The 24,938-nt window shown below is 68.8% G+C and carries 20 protein-coding genes; 12 read left to right on the forward strand and 8 right to left on the reverse strand.

The window, feature by feature from the left end; translation table 11 throughout:
• Position 1: 1 nt before the first annotated feature.
• Positions 2 to 1,120, reverse strand: a complete 1,119-nt coding sequence (locus tag D9X30_RS26745) for an ABC transporter ATP-binding protein (RefSeq protein WP_153945372.1) — start codon at positions 1,118 to 1,120, stop codon at positions 2 to 4.
• A gap of 158 nt (positions 1,121 to 1,278) precedes the next feature.
• On the opposite strand from D9X30_RS26745, the gene D9X30_RS26750 reads away from it, so the two are divergent.
• Complete coding sequence (locus D9X30_RS26750; RefSeq protein ID WP_194946428.1) at positions 1,279 to 2,049, forward strand: DeoR/GlpR family DNA-binding transcription regulator; 771 nt, start codon at positions 1,279 to 1,281, stop codon at positions 2,047 to 2,049.
• 84 nt (positions 2,050 to 2,133) lie between these two features.
• Here D9X30_RS26750 and purU read toward each other — a convergent pair whose 3' ends face one another.
• Positions 2,134 to 3,000, reverse strand: coding sequence for a formyltetrahydrofolate deformylase (purU, locus tag D9X30_RS26755; RefSeq protein ID WP_153945374.1), 867 nt, complete (start codon positions 2,998 to 3,000; stop codon positions 2,134 to 2,136).
• Between the two features lie 47 nt (positions 3,001 to 3,047).
• On the reverse strand, positions 3,048 to 3,869 hold the full coding sequence (locus D9X30_RS26760) for an NUDIX hydrolase (protein ID WP_153945375.1): 822 nt from the start codon (positions 3,867 to 3,869) through the stop codon (positions 3,048 to 3,050).
• A gap of 33 nt (positions 3,870 to 3,902) precedes the next feature.
• Between D9X30_RS26760 and glpK the strand changes: the two genes are divergently transcribed.
• The 3 genes from glpK to D9X30_RS26775 all read left to right on the forward strand — a co-directional run bounded on the left by glpK (position 3,903) and on the right by D9X30_RS26775 (position 7,557).
• The gene (gene glpK, locus D9X30_RS26765; protein ID WP_228770713.1) at positions 3,903 to 5,438 is read left to right on the forward strand and encodes a glycerol kinase GlpK; all 1,536 of its coding nucleotides are present in this window, start codon (positions 3,903 to 3,905) and stop codon (positions 5,436 to 5,438) included.
• 20 nt (positions 5,439 to 5,458) lie between these two features.
• Entirely contained in the window at positions 5,459 to 7,063 is a 1,605-nt protein-coding gene (locus tag D9X30_RS26770; protein WP_153945377.1) for a glycerol-3-phosphate dehydrogenase/oxidase, read from the forward strand.
• A 110-nt stretch (positions 7,064 to 7,173) separates the two neighbouring features.
• The gene (locus D9X30_RS26775) at positions 7,174 to 7,557 is read left to right on the forward strand and encodes a hypothetical protein (protein ID WP_194946436.1); all 384 of its coding nucleotides are present in this window, start codon (positions 7,174 to 7,176) and stop codon (positions 7,555 to 7,557) included.
• A gap of 58 nt (positions 7,558 to 7,615) precedes the next feature.
• Here the strand turns inward: D9X30_RS26775 and D9X30_RS26780 are convergent, their stop codons facing one another.
• The 3 genes from D9X30_RS26780 to D9X30_RS26790 form a co-directional block, all read right to left on the reverse strand.
• A complete protein-coding gene (locus D9X30_RS26780) occupies positions 7,616 to 7,840 on the reverse strand; it encodes a hypothetical protein (protein ID WP_153945378.1) in 225 nt (74 codons plus the stop codon).
• Positions 7,841 to 7,946: 106 nt separating this feature from the next.
• The gene (locus D9X30_RS26785) at positions 7,947 to 8,390 is read right to left on the reverse strand and encodes a YXWGXW repeat-containing protein (protein ID WP_153945379.1); all 444 of its coding nucleotides are present in this window, start codon (positions 8,388 to 8,390) and stop codon (positions 7,947 to 7,949) included.
• Between the two features lie 168 nt (positions 8,391 to 8,558).
• Positions 8,559 to 8,762 (reverse strand): hypothetical protein, encoded by a 204-nt coding sequence (locus D9X30_RS26790; protein WP_092594216.1) that lies wholly within the window; start codon positions 8,760 to 8,762, stop codon positions 8,559 to 8,561.
• A gap of 429 nt (positions 8,763 to 9,191) precedes the next feature.
• On the opposite strand from D9X30_RS26790, the gene yfiR reads away from it, so the two are divergent.
• From yfiR to D9X30_RS26810, 4 genes are all read left to right on the forward strand, one after another.
• The gene (yfiR, locus tag D9X30_RS26795) at positions 9,192 to 9,650 is read left to right on the forward strand and encodes a regulatory sequestration protein YfiR (RefSeq protein ID WP_487523637.1); all 459 of its coding nucleotides are present in this window, start codon (positions 9,192 to 9,194) and stop codon (positions 9,648 to 9,650) included.
• A complete protein-coding gene (dgcN, locus tag D9X30_RS26800) occupies positions 9,647 to 10,966 on the forward strand; it encodes a diguanylate cyclase DgcN/YfiN (RefSeq protein WP_153945380.1) in 1,320 nt (439 codons plus the stop codon). Before yfiR ends, dgcN begins: the two co-directional genes overlap by 4 nt.
• A 15-nt stretch (positions 10,967 to 10,981) precedes the next feature.
• Positions 10,982 to 11,503: an outer membrane lipoprotein YfiB gene (gene yfiB, locus D9X30_RS26805; RefSeq protein WP_153945381.1), complete on the forward strand. Its 522-nt coding sequence runs from the start codon at positions 10,982 to 10,984 to the stop codon at positions 11,501 to 11,503.
• Between the two features lie 268 nt (positions 11,504 to 11,771).
• Entirely contained in the window at positions 11,772 to 14,318 is a 2,547-nt protein-coding gene (locus D9X30_RS26810; protein WP_153945382.1) for an EAL domain-containing protein, read from the forward strand.
• 18 nt (positions 14,319 to 14,336) lie between these two features.
• Here the strand turns inward: D9X30_RS26810 and D9X30_RS26815 are convergent, their stop codons facing one another.
• Both D9X30_RS26815 and D9X30_RS26820 read right to left on the reverse strand, forming a co-directional pair.
• Positions 14,337 to 14,612: a hypothetical protein gene (locus D9X30_RS26815; RefSeq protein WP_153945383.1), complete on the reverse strand. Its 276-nt coding sequence runs from the start codon at positions 14,610 to 14,612 to the stop codon at positions 14,337 to 14,339.
• 71 nt (positions 14,613 to 14,683) lie between these two features.
• The gene (locus D9X30_RS26820) at positions 14,684 to 15,532 is read right to left on the reverse strand and encodes a D-amino acid aminotransferase (RefSeq protein ID WP_153945384.1); all 849 of its coding nucleotides are present in this window, start codon (positions 15,530 to 15,532) and stop codon (positions 14,684 to 14,686) included.
• Positions 15,533 to 15,862: 330 nt separating this feature from the next.
• Here D9X30_RS26820 and bcsB point away from each other — a divergent pair, with 330 nt between their 5' ends.
• From bcsB to bcsE, 4 genes are all read left to right on the forward strand, one after another.
• Positions 15,863 to 18,136, forward strand: a complete 2,274-nt coding sequence (gene bcsB, locus D9X30_RS26825; RefSeq protein ID WP_228770714.1) for a cellulose biosynthesis cyclic di-GMP-binding regulatory protein BcsB — start codon at positions 15,863 to 15,865, stop codon at positions 18,134 to 18,136.
• Between the two features lie 61 nt (positions 18,137 to 18,197).
• Positions 18,198 to 19,316 (forward strand): cellulose synthase complex periplasmic endoglucanase BcsZ, encoded by a 1,119-nt coding sequence (gene bcsZ / locus D9X30_RS26830; RefSeq protein ID WP_153945698.1) that lies wholly within the window; start codon positions 18,198 to 18,200, stop codon positions 19,314 to 19,316.
• Positions 19,298 to 23,092 carry a cellulose synthase subunit BcsC-related outer membrane protein gene (locus D9X30_RS26835; protein ID WP_153945385.1) on the forward strand — a complete coding sequence of 1,265 codons (3,795 nt, stop codon included), beginning with the start codon at positions 19,298 to 19,300 and terminating at the stop codon, positions 23,090 to 23,092. The genes bcsZ and D9X30_RS26835 overlap by 19 nt, the downstream gene beginning before the upstream one ends.
• An 8-nt stretch (positions 23,093 to 23,100) precedes the next feature.
• Positions 23,101 to 24,936, forward strand: a complete 1,836-nt coding sequence (bcsE, locus tag D9X30_RS26840) for a cellulose biosynthesis protein BcsE (RefSeq protein WP_228770715.1) — start codon at positions 23,101 to 23,103, stop codon at positions 24,934 to 24,936.
• Positions 24,937 to 24,938: the final 2 nt, after the last annotated feature.

Genomic DNA, 24,938 nt, shown 5'->3' on the forward strand with positions numbered 1-24,938 from the left:
GTCAGGCCCCCGACTCGGTAACGGGCGTGCTGACCACATCGGCCAGGGCACCCGGGCGGCGCGGCGCGTGGATGCGGTCGCCGGCGGCGTTGAACAGATAGAGCTGGGCCGGTTCGACATGGAGCGACAGCGGCGCCCCGAGCTGCAGGTCCAGCACGCCGGCAAACTGCGCCACCAGGTTGCCGGCGGCCGTGTCGATGTGCACGAAGGTATCGGAGCCCGACAGCTCGGCCAGGGCTACCTTGCCCGGCACTTCCACCGCCCCCGGCACCGCCTTCAGGCGCAGCGCGGCGGCGCGTACGCCCACCGTCACCGGGCCGCCCGGGGCATTTACATCGGGCAGCGGGATCACGATCCCGCCCGGCAGCGTCACGCGGCCGCCCTCCAGCATGCCTTCCACCAGGTTCATCGGCGGGTCGCTGAATGCGCGCGCCACGCGCAGCGAGGCCGGATAGTGGAAAACTTCGGGAGTCGGGCCGTATTGCAACAGTTCGCCGGCATCGAGCACGGCGGTGTGACCGCCCAGCAGCAGCGCCTCGGCAGGCTCCGTGGTGGYGTAGATCWCGGTGGCGTCGCCTTGCGCGAACAGGTGGGTCAGCTCTTCGCGCAATTCCTCGCGCAGCTTGTAGTCCAGGTTGACCAGCGGCTCGTCCAGCAGCATCAGCGGCGCATTCTTGGCCAGGGCACGCGCCAGGGCCACGCGCTGCTGCTGGCCGCCGGACAGTTCCGACGGATAGCGGTCCAGCAGATGTTCGATATGCAGGCGGCCTGCCAGGCTGCGCACGCGGGCGTCGATCGCCTCGCGGCTGTCGCGGCGCAGCCGCAGCGGCGACGCAATGTTGTCGAAAACGGTCAGCGACGGGTAGTTGATGAACTGCTGGTACACCATCGACACGTTGCGTTCGCGCACCGGCACGCCGGTCACGTCCACGCCGTCCACGCGCACACGGCCGGCCGTGGGCTTGTCGAGCCCGGCCATGACCCGCATCAGCGACGTCTTGCCAGCCTGGGTGGTCCCCAGCAGGATGGTGACGGCGCCTGGCACGGGGGCCAGCGTCATCGGGTAAAGATAGGCTTGCGATCCCACTTGCTGCGCAATGCCTTCCAGGCTCAGCTGCATCCAGTCTCCAATGTTCCTGTGCTTGCTCAGCCACTCCGAAAACCGCGGCCAAGGCGCACTTTTCATGTCAACCCGCTCGTTTTAGCTCAAAAACGAACATAAAACAATACTGCGGTGCGTCATTTGTTTTCGTTTCTGTTTGAACTAGAATGCCGGGCATGACGCTTAATCCCCGCCAGACCGCTCTTCTCGAGGAAGTCCGCAGCCAGGGCTTTGCCTCCATCGACGAACTCGCGCGCAAGTTCGGCGTGACCTTGCAGACCGTGCGGCGCGACGTGAACCTGCTGGCCGAAAACGGCATGCTGGCCCGCTTTCATGGCGGGGTGCGCATGGAGGGATCGACCACCGAGAACATTGCCTACCGGCAGCGGCAGGCGCTCAACGCCGAGGGCAAGGTGCGCATCGCGCGGGCCGTGGCCGCGGCGGTGCCCGAGGGTTGTTCGCTGATCCTGAACATCGGCACGACGGTGGAAGAAGTGGCACGCGCGTTGATCCATCACCGCGGTCTGCGCGTCATCACCAACAACCTGCACGTGGCCCATATCCTGGCCGACAACCCCGATTGCGAGGTCATCGTGGCAGGCGGGGTGCTGCGCTCGCGCGACCGCGGCATCATCGGCGAGGCCACGGTGGAATTCATCCGCCAGTTCAAGGTGGATATCGGCCTGATCGGCATCTCGGGCATCGAGACGGACGGCACGCTGCGCGACTACGATTTTCGGGAAGTGAAGGTGGCGCGCACGATCATGGAACATTCGCGCGAGATATGGCTGGCCGCCGATGCCAGCAAGTTCAACCGCCGCGCCATGGTGGAGCTGGCGCCCCTGACAAGCATCGACCGGCTGTTTACGGACGAGCCGCTACGCGCGCCGTTCGACACGATGCTGGCGGAAAGCGGAGTGAAATGTGTGGTCGCGGATCAGGAATGACCGGGCATTGCGCCCGTTGCGCCCGTGGCACCCCTCTCCCGCAGGCGGGAGAGGGGAGAAAACCATCGCGGTTTTCCGAGTTTTTTACTTGAAGACGACCGTCTTGTGGCCGTTCAGCAAAATACGATGCTCGGCGTGCCACTTGACCGCACGGGCCAGGGCCACGCATTCGACGTCGCGGCCGACGGCGGTCAGCTGCTCGGGGTCCATGCTGTGATCCACGCGCTCGATTTCCTGCTCGATGATCGGGCCTTCGTCCAGGTCGGCCGTCACGTAGTGCGCGGTCGCGCCGATCAGCTTCACGCCGCGATCATGCGCCTGGTAGTAAGGCTTGGCCCCCTTGAAGCTGGGCAGGAACGAGTGGTGGATGTTGATGGCGCGGCCTTGCAGCTTGCGGCACAGGTCGTCCGACAGCACCTGCATGTAGCGCGCCAGCACCACGAGGTCGATGTTCTGGTCGCGCACCACTTCAAAGACGCGCGCTTCCTGCGCAGCCTTCTGCTCGGCCGACGCGTTCATCAGCGGCAGGTGGAAGAACGGCACGTCGTACGACGCGGCCAGCTGATAGAAGTCGCGATGGTTCGACACGATCGCGGCAATCTCGACCGGCAGGCCACCCACCTTGGCACGGAACAGCAGGTCGTTCAGGCAGTGGCCGATCTTCGACACCATGATCATCACGCGCGGCTTCACGGTGGCGTCGAACACTTCCCACTGCATGCCGAACTGGTCGCCCACGGGCGCGAAGGCGGACCGCAGCGCGGCCAGATCCGGGCCGCCGGCGGACGTGTTGAAATGCACGCGCATGAAGAACCGGCCGGTGAACGCATCGCCGTACTGGTCAGAATCGACAATATTGCAGCCGTGCTGGAACAGCAGGCCGGAAACGGCATGCACGATGCCCGGCTGGTCCGGGCAGGAAAGCGTCAGAATAAATCCGGTGGTGCTCATCTTGGGCAAATCGGGGTTAGGCAAGCCTGGGCCGCGATGCGTGGTGTTCAGGGCCGGACGGCAGCCCAGCCGCGTCTGCGGAGGGCATCCAGCGTCACCAGCGTGGCATCGACGGTCATGGCACGGGCCGCCATGATAGCAAGCAATGCCTCCGGGTCGATATGGCGATGCTCGGCCACTTCGCCATCGCGGTTATGCGGCACGAAGTCCGGCGGCAGCACCAGGTCATATCCATACACGCGTTCCCACTGCACGCCTTCGGGGATTTCGCGCAGCACATCGATCACGCCATGGGCCTCGGCCTGGGCGGCCAGCGCGGGCGGAATGCCCGATTCCTCGTCGCATTCGCGCACCAGCGTCTCCAGCGGGTCACTGCCCGCCGGCATGCCGCCGGCCACGAGGTTGTCCCACATGCCGGGGTCGACCGCCTTGGACGGGCTGCGACGCGAAATCCACAGCGCCCGCTGCCCGGCCACGATGCCATTCATGTGCGACGCAAAGGTCAGGAGCCCGAGGAAACGGGCCGCAGCCCGCTCGATCACCGCGAACGGCGCCGCGTCGAGCGCCGGCGTGACGGCAAACAGCTCGTTGCGCCAGCCGCGCACGTGGCCCGCATCGGCCAGTTGCCGGGCCAGCGTGGCCAGCGCCGCGGTGCGCGCCGCCACCGTGGCGCAGCCGGGCAGCAGCGTCACGGCGCCCTCCCCCTGCTCCGGCCCCAGCACATCGCCCATCGCGCGAAGGATGCCGGCATGGCGCCGGGGCAGCCAGCCCACCTGCACGCCATCCACCTGCAGCCGCAGGTGCGCGGCGGGATCGAAGGGGCTGCGCGCGGCAACGCCGGCAATGACAACGCTAACGATATCGGACATGGGCAAACACATTCACCGTTACGGATGGACCGCATGACACCCACGCATTCCACGCAAGCGCCGCAGTACGTTCTGGCCCTGGACCAGGGCACCAGCAGCTCGCGCGCCATCCTGTTCGATCACGCCGGCAATGTGGTGCGGATCGCCCAGCGCGAATTCCGGCAATATTATCCGCATCCCGGGCACGTCGAGCACGACCCCTACGAAATCTGGCAGTCGCAACTGGCCGTGGCCCACGAGGTGCTGGGCGACGCCAATGTCAGCGGCTCGCAACTGCGCGCCATCGGCATCACCAACCAGCGCGAGACCACGGTGCTGTGGGACCGCAAGACCGGCGAGCCCGTAGGCCGCGCGCTGGTCTGGCAGGACCGCCGCACCGCGCCGATGTGCGAGGACCTGCAGGCGGCCGGCCATGGCGATACCTTCCAGCAGAAGACCGGCCTGATCATCGACGCCTACTTCTCGGGCACCAAGCTGCGCTGGATGCTGGACAACTACGACGGCGCGCGCGAACGTGCAGAGCGGGGCGAACTGGCGTTTGGCACGGTGGACAGCTGGCTGATCTGGCAACTGACCGACGGCCAGCGGCATGTGACCGATGTGTCCAACGCGTCGCGCACGCTGCTGTTCAACATCCACGATTTCCGCTGGGACGACGAACTGCTGGGCATCCTCGATATCCCGCGCAGCCTGCTGCCCGACGTGGCGCCGTCCAGCGGCGAGGTGGCGCGCACCGCGACGCGCCTGTTTGGCGTGGAGGTGCCCATCGCCGGGATCGCCGGCGACCAGCAGGCGGCCACGTTCGGCCAGGCCTGCCTGCGCCCGGGCATGGCCAAGAACACCTACGGCACGGGCTGCTTCATCCTGATGAATACGGGCGACAAGCCCGTGACGTCGCGCAACCGCCTGATTACCACCATCGGCTGGCAGATCGGCCGGGACACCCAGTACTGCCTGGAAGGCGGCGTGTTCATGGGCGGCGCCACGATCCAGTGGCTGCGCGACGGGCTCCGGCTGATCCACAGCGCCCCCGAGGTGGACCCGCTGGCGCGCCAGTGCGAAGACACTGGCGGCGTGGTGCTGGTACCGGCGTTCGCCGGCCTGGGCGCGCCGCACTGGGACCCCTTCGCGCGGGGCACGATGGTGGGCATCACCCGCGGCACCGGCGGCCCGCATATCGCGCGCGCCGCGCTGGAGTCGATTGCCCTGCAGAGCGTGGACGTGCTCGACGCCATGCAGAAGGACGCCGGCATCTCGCTGGCCGAACTGCGGGTCGACGGTGGCGCATCGCGCAGCGACCTGCTGATGCAGATGCAGGCCGACCTGCTTGGCACGCCCGTCGTGCGGCCCCGCGTGACCGAGACCACCGCGCTGGGCGCCGCCTACCTGGCCGGACTGGCCACCGGCTACTGGACCGATCCCGAGGAAATCACGCGCCAGTGGCAGGTGGAACAGCGTTTCGAGCCGAAGCTGTCGGCCGACGAGCGCGCCCACCGCATCGCCCGCTGGCATCGCGCCGTGGACCGGGCCCGCGACTGGGCCCGTGACGACACTGCCGCCGCACACTGAATCCGACTGCCGAACAAGCCATGCCAATTTCCGTACCTGCGGTCCAGCCGCCCACCCGCCCCGAACTGCTCGATACGCTGTCGCGCACGGCCCGCTGGGACGTCATCGTCATCGGCGGGGGCGCCACGGGCCTGGGCACCGCGCTCGACGCCGCCGCGCGCGGCTACCGCACGCTGCTGCTCGAAGCGGCCGATTTTGCCAAGGGCACCTCGAGCAAGGCCACCAAGCTCGTGCACGGCGGCGTGCGCTATCTGGCCCAGGGCAATATCAGCCTGGTGCGCGAGGCGCTGCACGAACGCGGCCTGCTGGCCCGCAACGCACCGCACGTGGTGTGGCCGCTCGGATTCGTCGTACCGGCCTACCAGATGTTCGACCAGCCGTTCTACGGCATCGGCCTGAAGGTCTACGACATGCTGGCCGGCGGGCTGAACCTGTCGGGCAGCCGCTGGCTGAGCCACCGCGAAACACTGGAAGCCGCGCCCACCCTGGCCGAGCACGTGGGCGGCCGCCCGCTGCGCGGCGGCAACCTGTATTTCGATGGCCAGTTCGACGATGCGCGCCTGGCCATGGCGCTGATGCGCACGCTGTTCGACGTGGGCGGCACGGCCGTGAACTACATGCGCGTGTCGGGCCTGACGCAGCGCAACGGCGTGATCACCGGCGTCACCGCCGAGGATGCGCTCGGCGCCGGCACGTTCCACCTGTGCGCCGACTGCGTGATCAACGCCACCGGCGTGTGGGTCGATGCGGTCCGGCAGATGGAAGACGACCAGGCCCGCACGATGGTGGCGCCCAGCCAGGGCGTGCACCTGACCATTCCGCGCAGCTTCCTGCCCGGCGACCGCGCCATCCTGATCCCCAAGACCGACGATGGCCGGGTGCTGTTCCTGGTGCCCTGGAACGGGCACGTGATCGTCGGCACCACCGACACCCCGCGCAAGGACCTGCCGCTGGAGCCGCGCGCCACGGGCGACGACATCGACTTCATCCTGGAAACCGCCGCCCGCTATCTGGCGCGCGATCCGTCGCGGGAAGATGTCACCAGCGTCTGGGCCGGGCTGCGGCCGCTGGTCAAGGCCACGGGAGAATCGTCCACGGCGTCGCTGTCGCGCGAACATACGATCGTGGTGTCCCGGGCCGGCCTGATCACGGTCACCGGCGGCAAGTGGACCACCTATCGCAAGATGGCCGAGGACGTGATCGAGACCGCGATCCAGCGCCAGATGCTGCGCGCCGCCCCCTGCCGCACCGCCGATCTGCCACTGCATGGCGCGGTGGGCATGCCGTCCGACCTGCCGCCCGCCAACTCGGGCTCGCCCGACCGGTACTATGGCGCGGACCTGCCGCTGGTGCGGGCGCTGCCGGGCGCGGACACCATGGTCGTGGCGGCATCGGGCCTGACCGAGGCCCACGTCCGCTTCGCGGCGCGCCACGAACTGGCCCGCAGGGTCGAAGACGTGCTGGGCCGGCGCAATCGCGCGCTGTTCCTGGATGCGGGGGCCGCGCTGGCCGGCGCGCCGCGCGTGGCGCAGATCCTGGCCGAGGAACTGGGTCACGATGCCGCCTGGCAGGCCAGGGAGCTGGAGGACTTCGGCGCGCTGGCCCGCGGCTACATGCTCGGCTGAATCGCCGGCAATTGTCCCTGGCAGGCAGCAAATGGGCTGCCTTGGTGCGAGACTTCGGCGATAATGCCGGCTATTGCATCAGGGAGAACACCATGGACGACATGGATGACATGGACGAGATCGATGATCTGTCCGATCTGCCGATGCCCCGGTTCATCTGGGGCTTCGCCATCACCGCCAGCAAGGGCGGTGAAGTCAGTCACGACGAATTCGAATACCTGACCCACACCCACAATCCGCGCTTCTCGTGCCGCGTCGTGGAGCTGGAGGACATGCCCGCCGACAGCGAGGAGTCGGGTATCGACGGACGGCTTGTCCATTACGACGAGCCGGACCGCCTGTTCTACATTACCGATGCCGGCATGGCGCTGGTCAACTTCCAGATGTTCGACAAGCTGCCCGAGAAGAGCCGGCTCAAGAAGGTCTGCGACGAAGCCATCAAGAACTGGATGCTGCGGCGCGAATTCCTCGACGACGAGGAAGACGAAGGCTGAAGCCAATACGAAAAAAGCACCCGCGGGTGCTTTTTTCTTGCCGGGCCGCCCTGGCGGCCTAGCTGTCCTTTACCTCGATCAGGCCGGACGCCACGCGCTCGATCTCGCAATACACGGGCAATGCCTCCAAGGGCCCCGTGCAGCCCACGCCCGATGCCTGGCTGGCAGCGGCGCCCGGCGGCAGGAACACAAAGGCCATGCCGGGCTGGAAGCCAGGATGCCGGCGCAGACTGTCATTGAGAATGTCTAGATACTGCGATCGCGTAAAGACCTGCTTGGCCATGTCGAGTCTCCGGAAGATCGGCTGAGCCCGGAAATCCTAGCATGGGCTCACCGCCGCCCGGCACCGCATCGTGAGATTGCCGGTATCGGGCGCGGTAGTCGGTACGCTAGCACTCGCCCTTCTTGGCGTGGCCGGGCGGGCAGTGGTAGCCGCGTGGGCCGCCACGGGGGCGGTCACCGTCGTAGTCATCGCGATCGTGGCCGTGATAACGATCGTAGTCCGGCCCGCGATTCCAACGCTCGGGCTGCATCACCCAGCCGTTGCTGGCTCGCACCCAGCGCGGCTGCTCATAGATATAGCCCGGTCGGGCGGCCACCCAGTGCCCCTGCTTCCATGCGTGCTTGCGATAGTGGTCGTCCCAGTCCCAGTAGCCGGGCGCCCAGACATAGCCCGCCCGGGGTGCCGGCACGGCTTCGTAGATCGGCGCCGGCGGCGGGGTGCCGATCCCGATATTGATATTGACCTGGGCCAGCGCAGCGGGCGTGAAGGCCGCAGCCGACCAGAGCAGCGCGGCGCCGGCGGCGGCGCGCAGGAAAGCATGGCGATTCAAGGTGATCCCTCTTCTTTTAGGAAAAATGCCATAGACAAATGTAAACGAACGAACGGCAGTTTACCCACCGCGCACCCGGTGTGATGTAAGAAAGCGTGTCTGGGCGTTACCGCCCCGGCGATCGGGGCGCCAGGGTATCGGCAGCGGGAGGGATGCGGCCGCCGGACTTCAGTGGTCGGCGGCCATGGCTTTCAGTTCGGCCTCGCCGGCCACGCGGGCGGCGTCGGCCGTGGTGAAGGTGTCGTCCGACACCATGGTGCGCCGGATCTGCTGCGCGCCGAAGTCCACCAGCGCGATGACCCATACGTAGCGCCCGGCCTGGGGCGCGGTCTGCACAAAAGCCTTCAACTGCGGTCTGGATTCACTCGTCATGATGTATCTCCGTTGGAACACGACAGGACAAGACGCTGGCAGGCGCGCGCGTTGCCAAAAACTCTAGCACATCCATTCCGCCGGCCGGCCTAGGGCATCTGGCCCGGATGCGGACGCAGGCGTTTGTGGCTACAGTTTTTGCAGATCCCGCCGAAACCTACATGGAGTCTCTCACCCGCCAGTTCCACCGGCCCGACCGTACTTTCGCCCGCAGCCCAATTGCCGCGCTCCGCGTTACGCCCATCTTCCTGTTCGCGCGCCGTGCGCCGCCGTGTCCGCCTGGCCCCGCCGGCGCTCCTGGCGATGCTGGCGTTGCTGGTGGTTGCATATCGGCCGATACCCGCCCGGGCGTCGGCGCCGCCGGCCCCCGCATCCGCCGCCGTGCCGGCGATGGCACCGTCCGGTCCCTCCGGTCCTTCCGCGCCGGCCATGCCCGTATCGCGCCCCGATGCCGTCGCCCGCGTGGTCATGAGCCTGCTCAGCTACGCACGCTGGCCGGGCGAGCGCGAAACCGTGCGGCTGTGCGTCGATGGTTCGGCACGCTTTGCGGGCAAGCTGATGGAAGGCGGCACGCTGTCCACCGGCCGGCTCGTCGAGACCCGCCGGGTAGACGGGCTGCCGGAATCGCTGGCATCCCAGTGCGACGCCCTGTACCTGGGGGCCATGAACGATGCCCGCCGCCGGGCGCTGACCGCCTATTTCGTCGGCAAACCCGTGCTGGTGATGACCGAAGAGGATTTCGAGTGTGAGGGCGGCAGCATGTTCTGCCTGAGCATCCGCGAACACCAGGTGTCGTTCCGCATCAATCTCGACGCCATCGCGCGCAGCGGCATCCATGTGCATCCGGGCGTCCTGCAACTGGGGCGCCGCAAGGCACCGGCATCATGAACCTGCCCGGCCGCCGCGCCTCCGTTCGACCTCCGCCTGGCCTGCCGGCCCAGCGCGCCCGCCCCGCCCCGGGCGCCCACGCGCGGCCGACGCTGTATGGCGCGCTGCGCCGCATCCACATGGGCGTGGCGCTGATCGCCGTGCTCACGGTCGGCATTTCGCTGACGTTCCTGGGCCTGACCGCGCTGCGCGCCTATGCCGATCACAACCTGCGGCTGGTGGCGCGATCAATTGCCTACACGGTCGAGGCGCCGGTGGTGTTCCGCGATGAGGCGGCGGCCGCCGACACGCTGTCGGCCATCGCCGCCGCCGAAGACCTGGCCGCCGTCGCCGTCTTCGATCGCGATGACCAGCCGCTGGCGACGTGGCAGCGCCCCGGCCAGGACCGCTTGCCGGCGCTGCGCGCGATGGCGGGCGACCTGCTGACATCGGGCCCGGTGAACCAGCCCGTCATTCACGAATCGCAGCAGGTCGGCAGCGTGCGCGTCACCGGTGACCCCATCGCCCTGCTGCATTTCCTGCTGCAGGGGGTGCTCGGGCTGGTGGCCTGCCTGCTGCTGACGGCCGTGGGCGCGCACTATATGTCCAGCCGGATGCTGGCCAATATCGTCGATCCGCTACGCAACCTGATGCGCGTGGCCCACGCCGTGCGTTCCGAACGCGCGTTCGGCCAGCGCATGCCGCCGGCCCGCATCGAGGAACTGAACGCGCTGTCCGAGGACTTCAATGTGCTGCTCGACGAACTGGAGGCCTGGCAGAAGCAGCTGCAGCACGAGAACCGTTCGCTGGCGCACCGCGCGACACATGACAGCCTGACAGGATTGCTCAACCGCGCCGCGTTTGCCGAGGCGCTTGACCTGGCCGTCCGCGCCGCGGCGGCCCGCAACCAGTACGCCGCCGTGCTCTATCTGGACAGTGACGACTTCAAGGGCATCAACGACCGCCATGGCCACGCCGCCGGCGACGCGGTGCTGGTCGGCATCGCCCAGCGCATCCGCGCCTGCCTGCGCGACAGCGACTGCGTGGCCCGCCTGGGCGGCGACGAATTCGCGGTGCTGATTGCGGGGCTGCGCCAGCCCGACGATGCCGTCGATATCGCCGAAGGCATCCTGGACGCCATGACCAGCCCGATGGGGCTGCCCGACGGCGGCTCGATCGTCGCGCCGCTGAGCATCGGCGTGGCCGTGTATCCGCTCCACGCCCGCAACGGCACGGCCCTGCTGCACGCGGCCGACGCCGCGATGTACGGCGCCAAGCGCCAGTCTGGCGCCACCTGGCGCAGTGCCGAGGCCGCCCCACCGGAATCCCGCGTCTAGCCGACCCGACCCGGTATGCCGGACTTCCACGCCGCCCGCCGCCTGCACCTGCGCCACGCCGCAGCGGCGGCGCTGGCGGTGGCGGCGTACCTGGCACTTCCGGGCTGCGCCACCCTGCCCCCGCCGGGCAAGCTCACCCCCGCGCAGGTGGCCGTCCTGAAAAACCAGGGATTCACGCTGACCGACAGTGGCTGGGAACTGGGGCTGCCCCACAAGGTGCTGTTCCGCTTCGACGATGACGTGATCGCGCCCGAGCGCCAGGCCGCGCTGCAGCGCATGGGCCACATGCTGCACGACGCCGGTATCGAATCGCTGCGCATCGACGGGCATACCGACGACGCCGGCACCGTCGAATACAACCTGCTGCTCTCCCGCCGGCGTGCCGAGGCCGTGGCCCGCGTACTGGCGGGCTGCGGCTTTCCGCGCGACCGCCTGGAAATCCGTGGCATGGGCAAGGGGCATCCGATCGCCGACAACCGCACGGCCGCCGGACGCGCCGAGAACCGGCGGGTCGCCATCATCGTGTCGGTGGACTGATGCAGCCGGCGTTCCAGAGGGAGCCTCCGAGGAAACCCTCTAATTCCGGCCTCCCCCGCCGCGCCGTCGGCGCCGGCCCAGTGGGCGAGAGACGGACGCATCCCGACAGATCGGTGCGGCTGCAATTTCTACAAAAAACCGGGCAAACCCTGCCCTTCGGCAGTAGGGATCGGCCTTACACTCCCGGGGTGCGCGCGGATGGACGGCAATCGAGGGAGCTTGCCGGTAGCGCGCCACGAATTCCCCAAGATAACGAGAAATAGACAGCATGCGTACCCAGGCGCTGGAACAGGCGATCGATGCCGTGGTCGCCGTCAACGCGCGCAACCAGGTCACCCTGTTCAATGCCGCAGCCGAGGCATTGTGGGGTCTCCAGCGATCGACCGTGCTCGGACGATGCGCCAGCACCCTGGCGCTCGGCCCGCTGAGCGTGCCGGACACTGGCAAGCCCGAGTCCGCGCGCCAGATCGCCATCTCCCGGCCCGACGGCACAGTGCGTCATGTATGGATCCATACGACGATCTTCGCGCCGCTGGATGGCGATGCCGGCCCGGACGTGCAGTTCGCCGCCTTTCTGTGCGATCACCATGACGAACGGGGCGAAACGCTTAGCCCGGCCGGCCTGCGCATGTTGTCGCTGTGCCTCGATCACGCCGAGAACCCGGTCATGATCACCGACGGGCGCGGCATCATCTGCCACGTCAATGGTGGCTTCGCGCGGCTGCTGGGTTACGCCCGGCACCAGGCGGTGGGCCGGCCCTGGCATGAACTGCTGAAGCCGCTCAACGCGCGCGCCGACGTGATCGACGCCCTGCTGGCCCCGCTGGCCCAGGGCAAGCCGCTCCAGCACGAGTCGCTGGTGGCCGACAAGGCCGGCCAGCCGCGCTGGCTGTCGGTGGCCGTGAGTCCGATCATGGCCCCGCCGCCGTCCGCAGCCATGACGAACACGGTCAGCGTGCTCACGGACATCACCGCCACCAAGGTGCGCGAATCGATCCAGCACCGCACGCTCGAGGCATTGGCGCGCGACCTGCCCACCGCCGACATCATGGCCGACCTGTGCCGCCGGGTGGAGCGCATGGCGCCGGGCGCCATCGCCGCGGTGATGCGGGTGTCCGACGGACGCCTGAAGCCCGTGGCCATGCCGTCCGCCGACGCCGATGCCATGGCCGCCTTCGACAACATGCCGATCGGCCTGCAAGCGGGCTCGTGCGGCGCGGCGGCCTTCCTGGGCAAGCCCGTGGCCGTCGACGACATCTCACGTGATCCGCGCTGGGAAACGCTGCGCGGCGTGGCGCAGGCCGCCGGCCTGGCCGCAAGCTGGTCCACGCCGGTACGGGCCGCCGACGGCCGGGTGCTGGGCACTTTCGGCCTGTGCTTTACGGCGCCGCGCCTGCCCGATGCCTTCCACGAGAACCTGGCGGCGGTGGCCGCGGACCTGTGTGCGCTGGCGCTGTCGCGGGACCTGGCGCAGGAACGCATCCACCGGCTGACCTACTACGATGCCCTGACCGGCCTGCCCAACCGCCAGTTGCTGCTGGCGCGCACCGACGACGCCGTGGCGCGCGCCAACGCCGACGGCACGCCGCTGGCGCTGCTGTTCATCGATCTCAACGACTTCAAGCGCGTCAACGACGTCCAGGGCCATGTGGCGGGAGACCGCTTCCTGATCGAGGTGGCCACGCGGCTGCAGCATGTGGCACACGATCACCATGCCGATGCGATGGTGGGCCGCCTGTCCGGCGACGAATTCGCGGTGCTGCTGCCGGGCCACGCGCGCGATGCCGCGCTGGCCGCCGCCCGCCAACTGCTGCAGGCGCTGGGCGCCCCGGTCGGCATCGGCCATGGGCTCAGCCTGTCGCCATCGGCCAGCATCGGCATCAGCCTGCTGACCGAGCAGGCCCGCGACCGCGAGACGCTGCTGCATCATGCCGACCTGGCCGTGTACCAGGCCAAACGCCAGCGCCTGCGGGACCCCGGCAACCAGGTCTGCCTCTACGACACGGCACTGGCCCGCCGACTGGGCGACCGGCGCACGCTGGAAGGCGAACTGCGCGAAGCCATCGCCGATGGCCGGCTGCGCATGCACTACCAGCCGCAGATTCACCTGGGGACCGGCCGCCTCTGGGCCGTGGAGGCGCTGGCCCGCTGGCCGCACCCGCGCCGCGGCGATGTATCGCCGTCGGTCTTCGTGCCACTGGCCGAGGAATCAGGACTGATCGTGGCGCTCGGCTACTGGGCCGTGCGCGAGGCCTGCGCCCAGCTGGCACAGTGGCACGACGCGGGTGCAGCCGTGCCGGCGGTATCGGTCAACCTGTCGCCGATCTGCATTCGCGACCCCGGCCTGGCCGATGTGGTGGCCCAGGCGCTGGGAACAAACGGCTTGCCGCCCGGCGCCCTGACCATCGAAATCACGGAAGGTGTCTTTCTGGAACAGACGCCCCAAGCGGAAGCCACCATCGCCGCGCTGCGCAGGCTGGGCGTACGGCTGTCGATCGACGATTTCGGAACGGGGTTTTCAAGCCTGAGCCAGCTCACGCGCCTGCCGGTGGAGGAAATCAAGCTCGATCGCAGCTTCCTGCTGGATCTGGAAACCAGCGAGGCCACGCGCACACTGGTGGAGGCCGTGATCCGCATCGGCCGGGCGCGGCAGCTCAATGTGGTGGCCGAAGGGGTGACCAGCGCATATCAGCGCCAGTTCCTGCAGGACCAGGGGTGCCACGTCGGGCAGGGATTCCTGTTCGCCCAGCCGTTGCCGGCCAAGGCCATCGAGGGCTGGCAGCCCTTGCCGGTTGCCACGGGGCTGGCGTCCTGACGGGGCCGCCGGGACGCTTCAGTCGCCGAAAGGATTGGGCACCGAGCTGGCCGGATCGTCGATGAGATCGAATTCGTCGCGTACTTCATCGACCACTGCGCGGATCGACGCCTCGTAGCCCCGCGCATTGCCAAAGCGCGCCATGTCCCAGTTGCGCCCACGCGTATCGCGCGCGTGCGGCTCCGGGTCCGGCACCCGCACCCTTGCACCGTCGTCCGCGATCTCGTCGATGTTCTGGATCCGCCGGCTCACCTCTTCCTTGATGACACGCCGGCTGCGTGCGCGCTTGGCCATGAGCAGCCTCCTATCGGTGGTCTCCCGCAGCGGCCATGCTAGCACGCACCTCCGGCGCGGCGCGGATGTGATTACAGCGCCGCCTTGGCAGCCTGGTACGCCGCATACAGCCGCTCGAACACCGGGCCCGGCTTGCCGGTGCCGATGGTGGTGCCGTCGATCGTCACCACCGGCAGCAGTTCCTTGCTGGCCGACGAGATCATCACTTCATCGGCGCCGAACACCTCCTCGCGCGTGATACGGCGGGCTTCGAACGAGATGTCCATCGCGGCGCACAACTCCTCCATCAGGCCGTAGCGGATGCCTTCCAGGATCAGGTTGTCCTTGGGCGGCGCGGCCACGCGGCCCTGCTTCACGACCCAGACGTTGGACGCCGATGCCTCGGTCAGCATGCCGTCGCGGAACTGGATGGCCTCGGTCACACCCGCCTCGGCGGCCACCTGGGCGGCCAGCACGTTGCCCAGCAGCGACGTGGACTTGATCTGGCAGTTGAGCCAGCGGCGGTCTTCCATCGTCACGCACGCCACGCCCTGCGCCACCGACGCCGCCGGCGGCAGCGCCATCGGGTTGGTCATGATCAGCACGGTCGGGGTGACTTCCTTCGGGAAGGCATGCGCCCGCCGGGCCACGCCGCGCGTGACCTGCATGTAGATCATCTGGTCGGACATGCCATTGGCCTGCACCACGCGGTCGATCTGTGCCAGCCATTCCGATTCGGTATGCGGGTTCGGAATGCCGATCGCGGCCAGGCTGCGCGCCAGGCGCGCCAGGTGCTGCGCGCCCCGGAACGGCTTGCCGTTGTACATCGGAATCACTTCATAGATGCCATCGCCGAAGATGAAGCCACGGTCGAGTACGGGAATGCGGGCTTCGGACAGTGGGAGAAGATCCCCGTTGAGCAGGACGACGGCTTCGGACATGGTGGTTCTCTTGGCACGGAAAGGAGGAGGTACGGCATTTTTCCATATGGCCGACGCTGCCTTTATGCAATTTCGGCATGTCGTACGGCCAAGCCTTCCGGCCCGGCGCCAAGCCATTAAAAGTTTTTAGAGGCGGTCAGCCGTATGAAGTGAATCTTTCTTAATTCACCTGCGCCTTCCTGCAAACCGTTGCTGCCAGCCGAAAGTGGCGTGCTATATTCGCCACGCAGTATTCCCAGAACGCAGTCATTGCTGCGCGACATTCATAGAGGGCGCCCCGATATGACGGAAATCGTGTCTGGCCGGCTTCGTGGCTGCATGCGAAGGGCCATGATGCCAATGGCCTTCCTGGCGGCCTTCCTTCCGGCCGTGCTTCCCCAGGAAGCTGCCGCCCAGGCTGCAGCATCGGCCGCTTCGGCTACGCCGGCACCGGTGGCTTCGGCGACGCCGGATGTGGCGGCGGCGCCTCCCGGAAAGACTCAGACCCTGACCTTTGCCCAGATGGGCGCCAACTACACGATTGCGCTGCGCGGGGTCGATCCCGACCGCACCGTCAACGTCGGCGTCCGGCTCGACGAGGTGGTGACGGCGGCCAAACTGAAGCTCGTCTTCACGTATTCGCCGTCGCTGGTCTATCCGCTGTCTCACCTGAAGATCCGGCTCAATGACGAAGTGGTGGCCACGCTGCCGCTCGACCCGCAGCATGCAGGCCAGCAGATTTCGCGCGAAATCGATCTCGATCCGCGCTTTTTCACCGACTTCAACCGCATCAACGTGCAGATGATCGCGCACTACACGCTCGATCATTGCGAAGATCCGTACCACTCCAGCCTGTGGACCGACATCAGCCCCACCAGCACGCTGACGCTGACCAAGTCCACCGTCACGCTGCCCGACAACCTTGCGCTGTTGCCGGCGCCCTTCTTCGACCGCCGCGACAACCGTCGCGTCACCGTGCCGTTCGTGCTGCCCGCCAATGCCGATCCGGTGACGCTGCGCGCCGCGGGGGTGGTGGCATCGTGGCTCGGGGCGCTGGCGAGCTACCGCGAGTTGCGCTTCCCGGTGGCGCGCGCCGCCCCGGCCGATGCCCACGCCATCGCCCTGGTACTGCCCAACGCCCAGCCTGACGGCGTCCGTATCGACAGGATCGAAGGCCCCACCGTGAGCGTGCTGCCCAACCCCGCCAACCCGGCCCGCAAGCTGCTGGTGCTGGCCGGCCGCACGCCGCAGGAACTGGAAGTGGCGGCCAATGCGGTGGTGCTGGGCAAGGCCGGCATGGCCGGCGCCAGTGCCCTGGTGAAGACCGTGGACCTGGGCAAGCCGCGCCGGCCCTATGACGCGCCGGCCTGGGCGCCTGTGGATCGTCCGGTCATGTTCAAGGAACTGGTGACCGACCCGCAGCAGCTGCAGGTGTCTGGCGCCAGCCCCGATGCGATCCGCGTGAACCTGAAGGTGCCCGCCGACCTGTTCGGCTGGAATGACCGCGCGGTGCCGATGAACATGAAGTACCGCTACACGGCGCCTTCCACCTACAACGACTCGGTGCTCAGCATCGACGTGAACGACCAGCTCGTGCGGTCGTACCGGCTCAAGCCGCTCACCGTGCAGACCGACGAAAACCTCGTCAGCGTGCCGCTGCTGTCGGGCGGCAGCGCCAGCGTCAGCAACGAGATCCTGATTCCCGCGTTCCGCGTGGGCAGCAACAACCAGATGCAGTTCCGCTTCCACATCGACTCCCAGAAGACCGGGCTGTGCTCGTCCAGCGCCGCCAACGTGGCGCGCGCCGCGGTGGACCCGGACTCGTCGATCGACTTCAGCGGATTCCTGCACTACGCGCAGTTGCCGAACCTGGCGTTCTTCGCCAACAGCGGCTACCCGTTCACGCGCATGGCCGACCTGGCCGATACCGCCGTGGTGATCCCCGACGCGCCGGGCGCCATCGACCAGGAGGCCCTGCTGACCGTGCTGGGCCACATGGGCAAGTGGACCGGCCTGCCGGCGCTGCGCGTGACCGTGACGCCGGCCAAGGCCATCGATTCGGTCAAGGATCGCGATCTGGTCATCATCGGCACCGGCAGCGCCGCGCAGGTGCTGCAGCAATGGGGCAAGTCGCTGCCGCTGCTGATCGAGCGCGGCAAGACCGAGATTGCGCTGCGCGACCAGCGCGCGCACGCCTGGTCGAACTGGCTGAGCGGCGTGGACACCGAGAACATCTCGCCGGCCGGGCGCGCGATCCTGACCGCCGACGGGCCGCTGGCCGCGCTGATCGGCTTTGAGTCGCCCTATGCGGAACGCCGCAGCGTGGTGGCGCTGACCGCCTCCACCGACGACCGCGTGCGCGATGTGCTCGACGTGCTGGAAGACCCTGGCAAGGTGGCGCAGATCCGCGGCGACCTGACCGTGATCCGCCAGCGCGACCTGGAAGGCCTGCGCCTGGGCGATACCTACTACGTCGGCAACCTGCCCTGGTACGCGCGCCTGTGGATGCAGATGTCGGCGCACCCCGCCCTGCTGGCGATTGCCGGCATCCTGGCCGGGCTGCTGGTGGCGCTGACCTTGTTCTGGGCGCTGAGCCGGCTGGCGGCACGCCGCAACGGGGGCTGACGTGCGGCGGGCACGGGCCTGGCTGCGGCGCGCCTCCCTACGCTGCGCCATCGCCTTGGCGATGGGCGGCGCGGCCATGTCCGCCGTGGCGGCCCAGTGCCAGTGGACCGACTGGGACGCCTTTCGGCGCGACACCATCAGCCAGGATGGCCGCGTGATCGATGCCAGCACCAGCCAGCAGGCCACGGTGTCCGAAGGACAATCCTACGGGCTGTTCTTCGCGCTGGTGGCCAACGACCGCGCCACCTTCGACAAGCTGCTGGCCTGGACCGAGAACAACCTCGCCCAGGGCGACCTGACGGCCCACCTGCCAGCATGGATCTGGGGCAAGCGCACCCACGGCGAACAGGCCGGCACATGGGGCGTGATCGACCCGAATCCCGCGTCGGATGCCGACCTGTGGATCGCCTACACGCTACTGGAAGCCGGCCGGCTCTGGAACGAGCGGCGCTATACCGCGCTGGGCACACTGGTAGCGCGGCGCGTGCTGCGCGAGGAAACGGCCGTCCTGCCGGGCATGGGCCGCACGCTGCTGCCCGGCCCGACCGGCTTTCATCCCGCGCCCGATATCTGGCGGCTCAATCCGAGCTATGTGCCGCTGCCCGTGATGCGCCGGCTGGCGGCCGTGCTGGGCACCGAGGACGGCGCCTGGAAAACGATGGCCGACACCTCGGCGCGGCTGATCGTCGATACGGCGCCAAAGGGCTTTTCGCCGGACTGGGTCCTGTACCGCAAGGGCCACGGCTTCCAGCCCGATGCCGAGACCAGGGCAGACGGCTCGTATAACGCGATCCGCGTCTATCTGTGGGCCGGCATGACCGCTGCGCGCGATCCGTCGCGGACGTCGGTCCTGCACGCTTTCCGCCCGATGGCCGACTACGTGGTGGCCCACGGCCATCCGCCCGAGCACGTCGACACGCAGGCCGGCACCTTCGGCCCCAATGCCGGCAACGCGGGCTTCTCCGCCGCCGTGGCGCCGTACCTGGCCGCGCTGGGGATGGGCGATGCCGCCCGCGCCCAGGCCAGCCGCGCCCGCACGCTGGCCGCGCAGCCCTCGTTCGGCTACTACAGCCAGGTGCTGGTGCTGTTCGGCCTGGGCCATCTCGACGGACATTTCCGCTTCGACGCGGACGGCACGCTGGTGCCGGCCTGGAAAACCACATGCCCCGCAACGCGCTAGCCTCCACGCTGGCGCTGTTGCTGGCCAGTTCCGCCATGCCTGCCCTTGCCGCAGACCCCGTCCCCGCCACGCGCGCCGCGCCCTCGCCCCAGATGGCGCAACTGCTGGCATCGGCGAGGATGTGGGAAGCCAGGAACCGAGCCGACATGGCGCGCGGCATCCTGGACAAGGCCCTGCTGATCGACCCGAACCAGCCCGAGGCCTTGAAGCTGCTGGGCCTGATCGAGATCCGCTCGAACCGGCCGGCGGAGGCCGAGAAACTGCTCAGGAAGCTGCGCACCGTGGCGCCCGACAGCCCGGAGACGCAGGAGCTTGACGACGCCTACCGCATTGCCACGCGCGACAAGCGCGAAATGGCGAATGTCCGGCTGCTGTCGCGCAGTGGCCAGGACGACGAGGCGGTGCAGCGGCTGCAGAAGCTGTTCCCGCGCGGCGCCCCGGCCGGCAGCCTGGCGCGCGACTACTATCGCATTCTGGCCGGCACGCCGGCCGGACGCACGCGGGCCATCGCCGAACTGCGCCAGCGCTCGCGCGCCACCCCGAACGACATGCAGCTGAAGCTTGCGCTGGGCGACCTGCTGACCGATCGGGAGGCCACGCGCCAGGAAGGAATGGCGCTGCTGTACGAGGTGACGCAACGCCCCGGAGGCGACCGTGCCACGGCGCTCGATATCTGGCGGCGTACGCTGTACCGCGTCAATGAGGACCCTGCCTACTACGTCTGGTTCGAGCGATACCTGAAGGAGGCGCCCGACGACAAGGCCGCGCAGGACACGCTGGCCGCGCTGGGCAGGAAGGTGGCGGCGCAGAAGCGGCTCGAGGCCGACCCGGCCTACCGGGCCAGGCAGCGCGGGCTGGCGCAACTGGAGCGTGGCCAGTTGAAGGAGGCCGACATCGCGCTGCAGCAGGCCTACCAGAAGCGCCGCAACGATGCCGAAGTGGTGGGCGGCCTGGGACTGGTGCGCCTGCGCGAGGGCCGCCACGACGAGGCCCGCGAACTGTTCACGCGCGCCAACCAGATCGATCCCGCCAACAAATGGCGCAGCCTGATTGCCACGGCCACGTTCTGGGGCACGGTGGCCAAGGCGCGCGAGGCGAACCGGCAAGGCAAGCCCGCCGAGGCCGAGCAGCTGGCGCGCCAGGCACTGGCCCAGCAGCCGAACAACGAGGACGCGCAGAGCATCCTGGCCGAAGCCCTGGTCGCGCAGAACAAGAACCGCGAGTCGGAAACGTTGCTGCGCCAGATGCTGGCGCGGCCCAAACCGGACGTTGGCGCGCTGCGCACGTTGGTGGGCATCCTGCAGAAGGAAGGCCGCGATGCCGAAGTGGCGCCGCTGATCGCCAGCCAGGCATCGCGCATGAAGGGCTCGGAAGCCGAACTGCGCGCCATGCGGGCGGACCTGCTGTCGGTGCGCGCGGATCAGGCGCTGGCCCGGCAGCAGCGCAGTCCCGCCATCCGCGACCTGGAGGCGGCCATCCGCCTGCGGCCCGACGACCCATGGATGCGCTTTACGCTGGCGCGCGTCTATCGCGACCTGGGCCTGCCCGCGCTGGGCCGCAGCGTCATGGACGACGGCCTGCGCGCCGCTCCCGGCAACGAGATGCACTATGCCAGCGCGCTCTATCTGAACAGTGTCGATGACATCGACGCGGCGGCCGCGACGCTGACTGCCGTGCCCGAGGCCAGCCGCTCGGAAGGCATGCGCAACCTGGCCCACAACCTGGCCGCCCAGCAGATGCTGCGCGAGGCGCGCCAGCGCGTGGCCGAAGGGCGCGACGACGAGGCGCGCGGGCTGCTCGACCAGGCTGCCGTGGAAGCCCGGGACGATCCGCATATGCTGGCTTCGATCGGCCGCGAATGGATCGCGCTGGGCGATGCCGACAAGGGCTTGCGCCTGGTCAGCGACTGGCTGGCTGCCCATCCGGAGCCGCCCAATCTCGATATCCGCCTGCGCTATGGCGAACTGCTGGCGGCTGCCGACCGGGACGACGCCCTGCGCCAATGGATCGCCGAATCGACCGCCCTGCCCGGCATCACGGCCGAACAGCGTGCCGACTTTGCCGACCAGTCGTTGCGGCTGGCGCTGCGCGAGACCGATCGCCAGATCGAAGCCGGCGACCTGCGGCGCGCGCAGCAGGTGCTGTACGCGTTGCCGGCCGCACAGCAGGCCGACCGCCGCTGGCTGCTGGAACTGGCGGACCTGCGCCAGGCCGGTGGCGATTACAAGGGCGCGGCCGATGCCGCACGCCAGGTGCTGGCCACGCACCCGCACGACGCCGGCGCCCAGCTCACGCTGGCCCGGCAGTACGAAGGGATGGGCCAGACGGCCCAGGCGCTCGACATCGTGCGTACGGCGCTGGCCGAAGCCCCGGAAGACGACATCGACACGCGGCTGTCGATCGCGCGCCGCTTCACCGCGATGCGCCACGAGGACGAAGCCGCGCAGGTGGTGGACGATCTGGACGCGCGCTACCCGGGCCGCGCGGACATCACCGTGCAGCGCGGCCGCATCGCCCAGTCGCGCGGCGAGTTCGACGCGGCCGCCGGCATCTATCGCGCCGCGCTGCCGCTGGAGCAACGCGAAAGTGTGCTGCCCGGCCCCGAAGGCACGCCGGCCCAGCGCGCGCTGGCCGGGCTGGAGGCGCGTCGCCAGGGCGAAGTGGCGACAGCCGTCATGCAATCGAACAAATCGGGCGACGACGGCATCTCGCGGCTGCATGCCACCGAGATTCCGCTCTACGTGCGTGTTCCGCACGGGTACGCGGGCCACGCGTTCTTTCATGCGGACACCGTGCTGCTCGATGCCGGCACGCTGCGCGGCGGCGCGCCGGCCAGCAGCCTGGCGTTCGGCAAGATTCCCGCGCTCGGCAATGCCGGGCTGGGCAATATCGGACAGACCGACAAGGGCGTGGCGCTGGCGGCCGGCTACGAATACGACGGTGCCTACAACAGCTGGCGCGCCGATATCGGCACCACGCCGCTCGGCTTTCTCGAAAGCACGGTGGTCGGCGGCTTCCGGTACCGGGCCGACCTGGGCGTGCAGTCGGTGAGCGTCGATGTCTCGCGCCGCGCGCAGACCAGTTCGCTGATCTCGTACGCCGGCGCGCGCGATCCGGTCACCGGCGAGCATTGGGGCGGCATCGTGCGCAATGGCGTCCACCTGCGCTACGCGCGCGACGTGGGCCGCCTGGGGCTGTTTGCCGACGTCGGTGCCGGCCTCTACACTGGTGACAACGTCAAGACCAACCGTGAAGTGACGCTGCGGACAGGCTTCGATGTGCCCGTCTACACGAAGCGGGACCAGCGCGTGACCAGCGGCCTGGTCCTCAACTGGTGGCACTACTCGGAGAACCAGCGGTTCTACACGTTTGGCCACGGTGGCTACTACAGCCCCCAGCGTTATGTGTCGGTCGGCGTGCCGCTGGACTGGACCGGCCGCTACGCCAGGTGGTCGTGGCGCCTGCTGGGGTCCGCCGGCTGGTCATGGACCTATGAGGATGCGGCCCCGTTCTTCCCGACGCGGCCCGACCTGCAGGCGCTGAGCGGCAACGCCACCTATGGCGGGGGATCGGGCGGCGGGTTCAGCTACACGCTCGGCGCGACGATCGAATACACGGTGGCGCCGCACTGGGTGGTGGGCGCCGGCTTCTCGATCGACCGCTCGCGCGACTATGCGCCGAATCGCGCCATGGCCTGGCTGCGCTACCTGTTCGACAAGCGACAGCTGCCGGTACCATTCCCGCCAACGCCGGTGCGGCCATATTCGGCCTATTGAGCGGCACCATGAGCCAGGGACCCGCAATGAATGACGCCGTACGCACCTCCGCCCCACCGCGCACCGCGCCGCCGCGCACGCCGCTGACCGCGCGGCTGCACGCCCGGGCAACGCTGGCCATCGAAGGCCTGGCCCCTGCCCTGGCCACGCTGGCGCCGGGCCGCGCGCACGTGGTCTACGCGCGGCCGTCCCCGGCACGCGATGCGCTGTTCTGGCAGACCGCCGCCGCGGCGCTGCGCGGCCCCGCCTGCGTGCTGTCCACCCGCGACGCCGGCAACATCGCCGGTGCGCTGCGCGAGCATGGGCTCGATATCGAGGTGAACCGCGCGCTCCACGCGCGGGCCAACCTGTGCGCGCTGCGACCGGCCGCCGGCCGTACCGGCATCGACGCGCTGATCGAAGCCCTGGACGCCCTCGTCGAGCAGTGCGGCGCGCGCGGCACGACCTTCCTGATCGAAGGCGCAGAAGCGTTCTTCAACTGGCACGACGCCGCCGCACTGGCCCATGAAGGCGTGCGGCTTTGCGAATGGTGCGCCGACGAACGCTGCGCGCTGCTGCTGGTGATCGCGCCGCCGGCCGCGGCCGAAGGCCAGCCGGCGCCAGACCTGCACGGCTTTCATGGCCGCTTTGCCGGCGCGGTGCAGCTGTCGCAGCAGCAAGGCCAGTACACGTGGGAAGTGGCGTTCTGGCGCGACAACCAGGCGGTGGTGGCCGGCGAGGTGCTGCGCCTGCGCTTCGCGCCCAACGAGCATCGCCTGCTGGTGGCATCGGACACCTATAGCGACGCGATAGAAAAAGCCGGCATGCTGGCGCCCGACGAGCAACGGGTGATCGTCAGCCGCGAGGCGGTGCTGCGCGAGCGGTATATCCCCGAGGACTGGCGCGTGGTGGACAGCAACGAGGCCGCCGTGGCCACCGCCAGCAAATCGGTGGCGGCCACGGTGGTCCTGCACTACGCCGGCATGCGCGACCTGGAGAATCTGGTCGGCCAGGTGCACCGGCTGCGCCGCAGCGCCGGACGCGCCCTCAAGATCGTGATCCGGGAGGACCGCGAAGCCATGCGCCAGCACTATGAGCTGCTGATGCTGAACCTGGGCGCCAACGCCGTGGTGGCGCAGCGCACGCCGTTCGCACGCATGCAGGCCATGATCGACGGGCTGCAAGGCCAGGTGTTCTCGCGGCCAATCCTGGCCGACTATCACAACGCCCTGTCCGCCGTGCTGACCACCACGGCCAGCGGCTACGTCACCGCGTCAACGTTTATCGCGCTGGTGCGCGACGCCGTCGAGCGCAGCCGCATGATCCGGCTGCCGCACGTGCTGCTGGAGTTGCCGCTGCTGCCCGAGGTGGCGCATATCGACGCGCTGCGCGCCTGCCAGATGAGCCGGGCCGGCGACCTGTGCACGGCCGGCAGCGACAGCGTCTATGCCTTCTTCTTTGCCTGCCGCATGGACGATGTGGACGCGGTCTGCCAGCGCGTGTTCAAGCGCCCGATGGCCGATCTGTTCCAGGGCGACCTGCGCAGCGGCGACAACGAATCGATTGCCGCCGAGCTGGCCCGGTTCGAGGCCGAGATTGCGGCACTGCCTCCGCCCGACTACAGCACCTGGCTGCCGGCGCAACCGATGCCGCGAGGCCAGGCGGAAGACGCATCGCCCGGCGCGCTGGCGCAGCCGGTGCCCGCGGACCCTGCAGCGCCGGGCGCCACGGCCCTCTCCATCGCCCCTGCGAGGGAAGCCGCACCGGTCACGCTGCCCTTGATGGCGCCTCGGCGCGCCGGCCCGGGCGCCGCCCCGCGTGCGCTGCCGGAACACCATCCGGTGCCCCTCAAACGTCAGGACTGACC

It is taken from the genome of Cupriavidus sp. U2, assembly GCF_009663685.2.
GTDB classification, from domain to species: domain Bacteria; phylum Pseudomonadota; class Gammaproteobacteria; order Burkholderiales; family Burkholderiaceae; genus Cupriavidus; species Cupriavidus necator_C.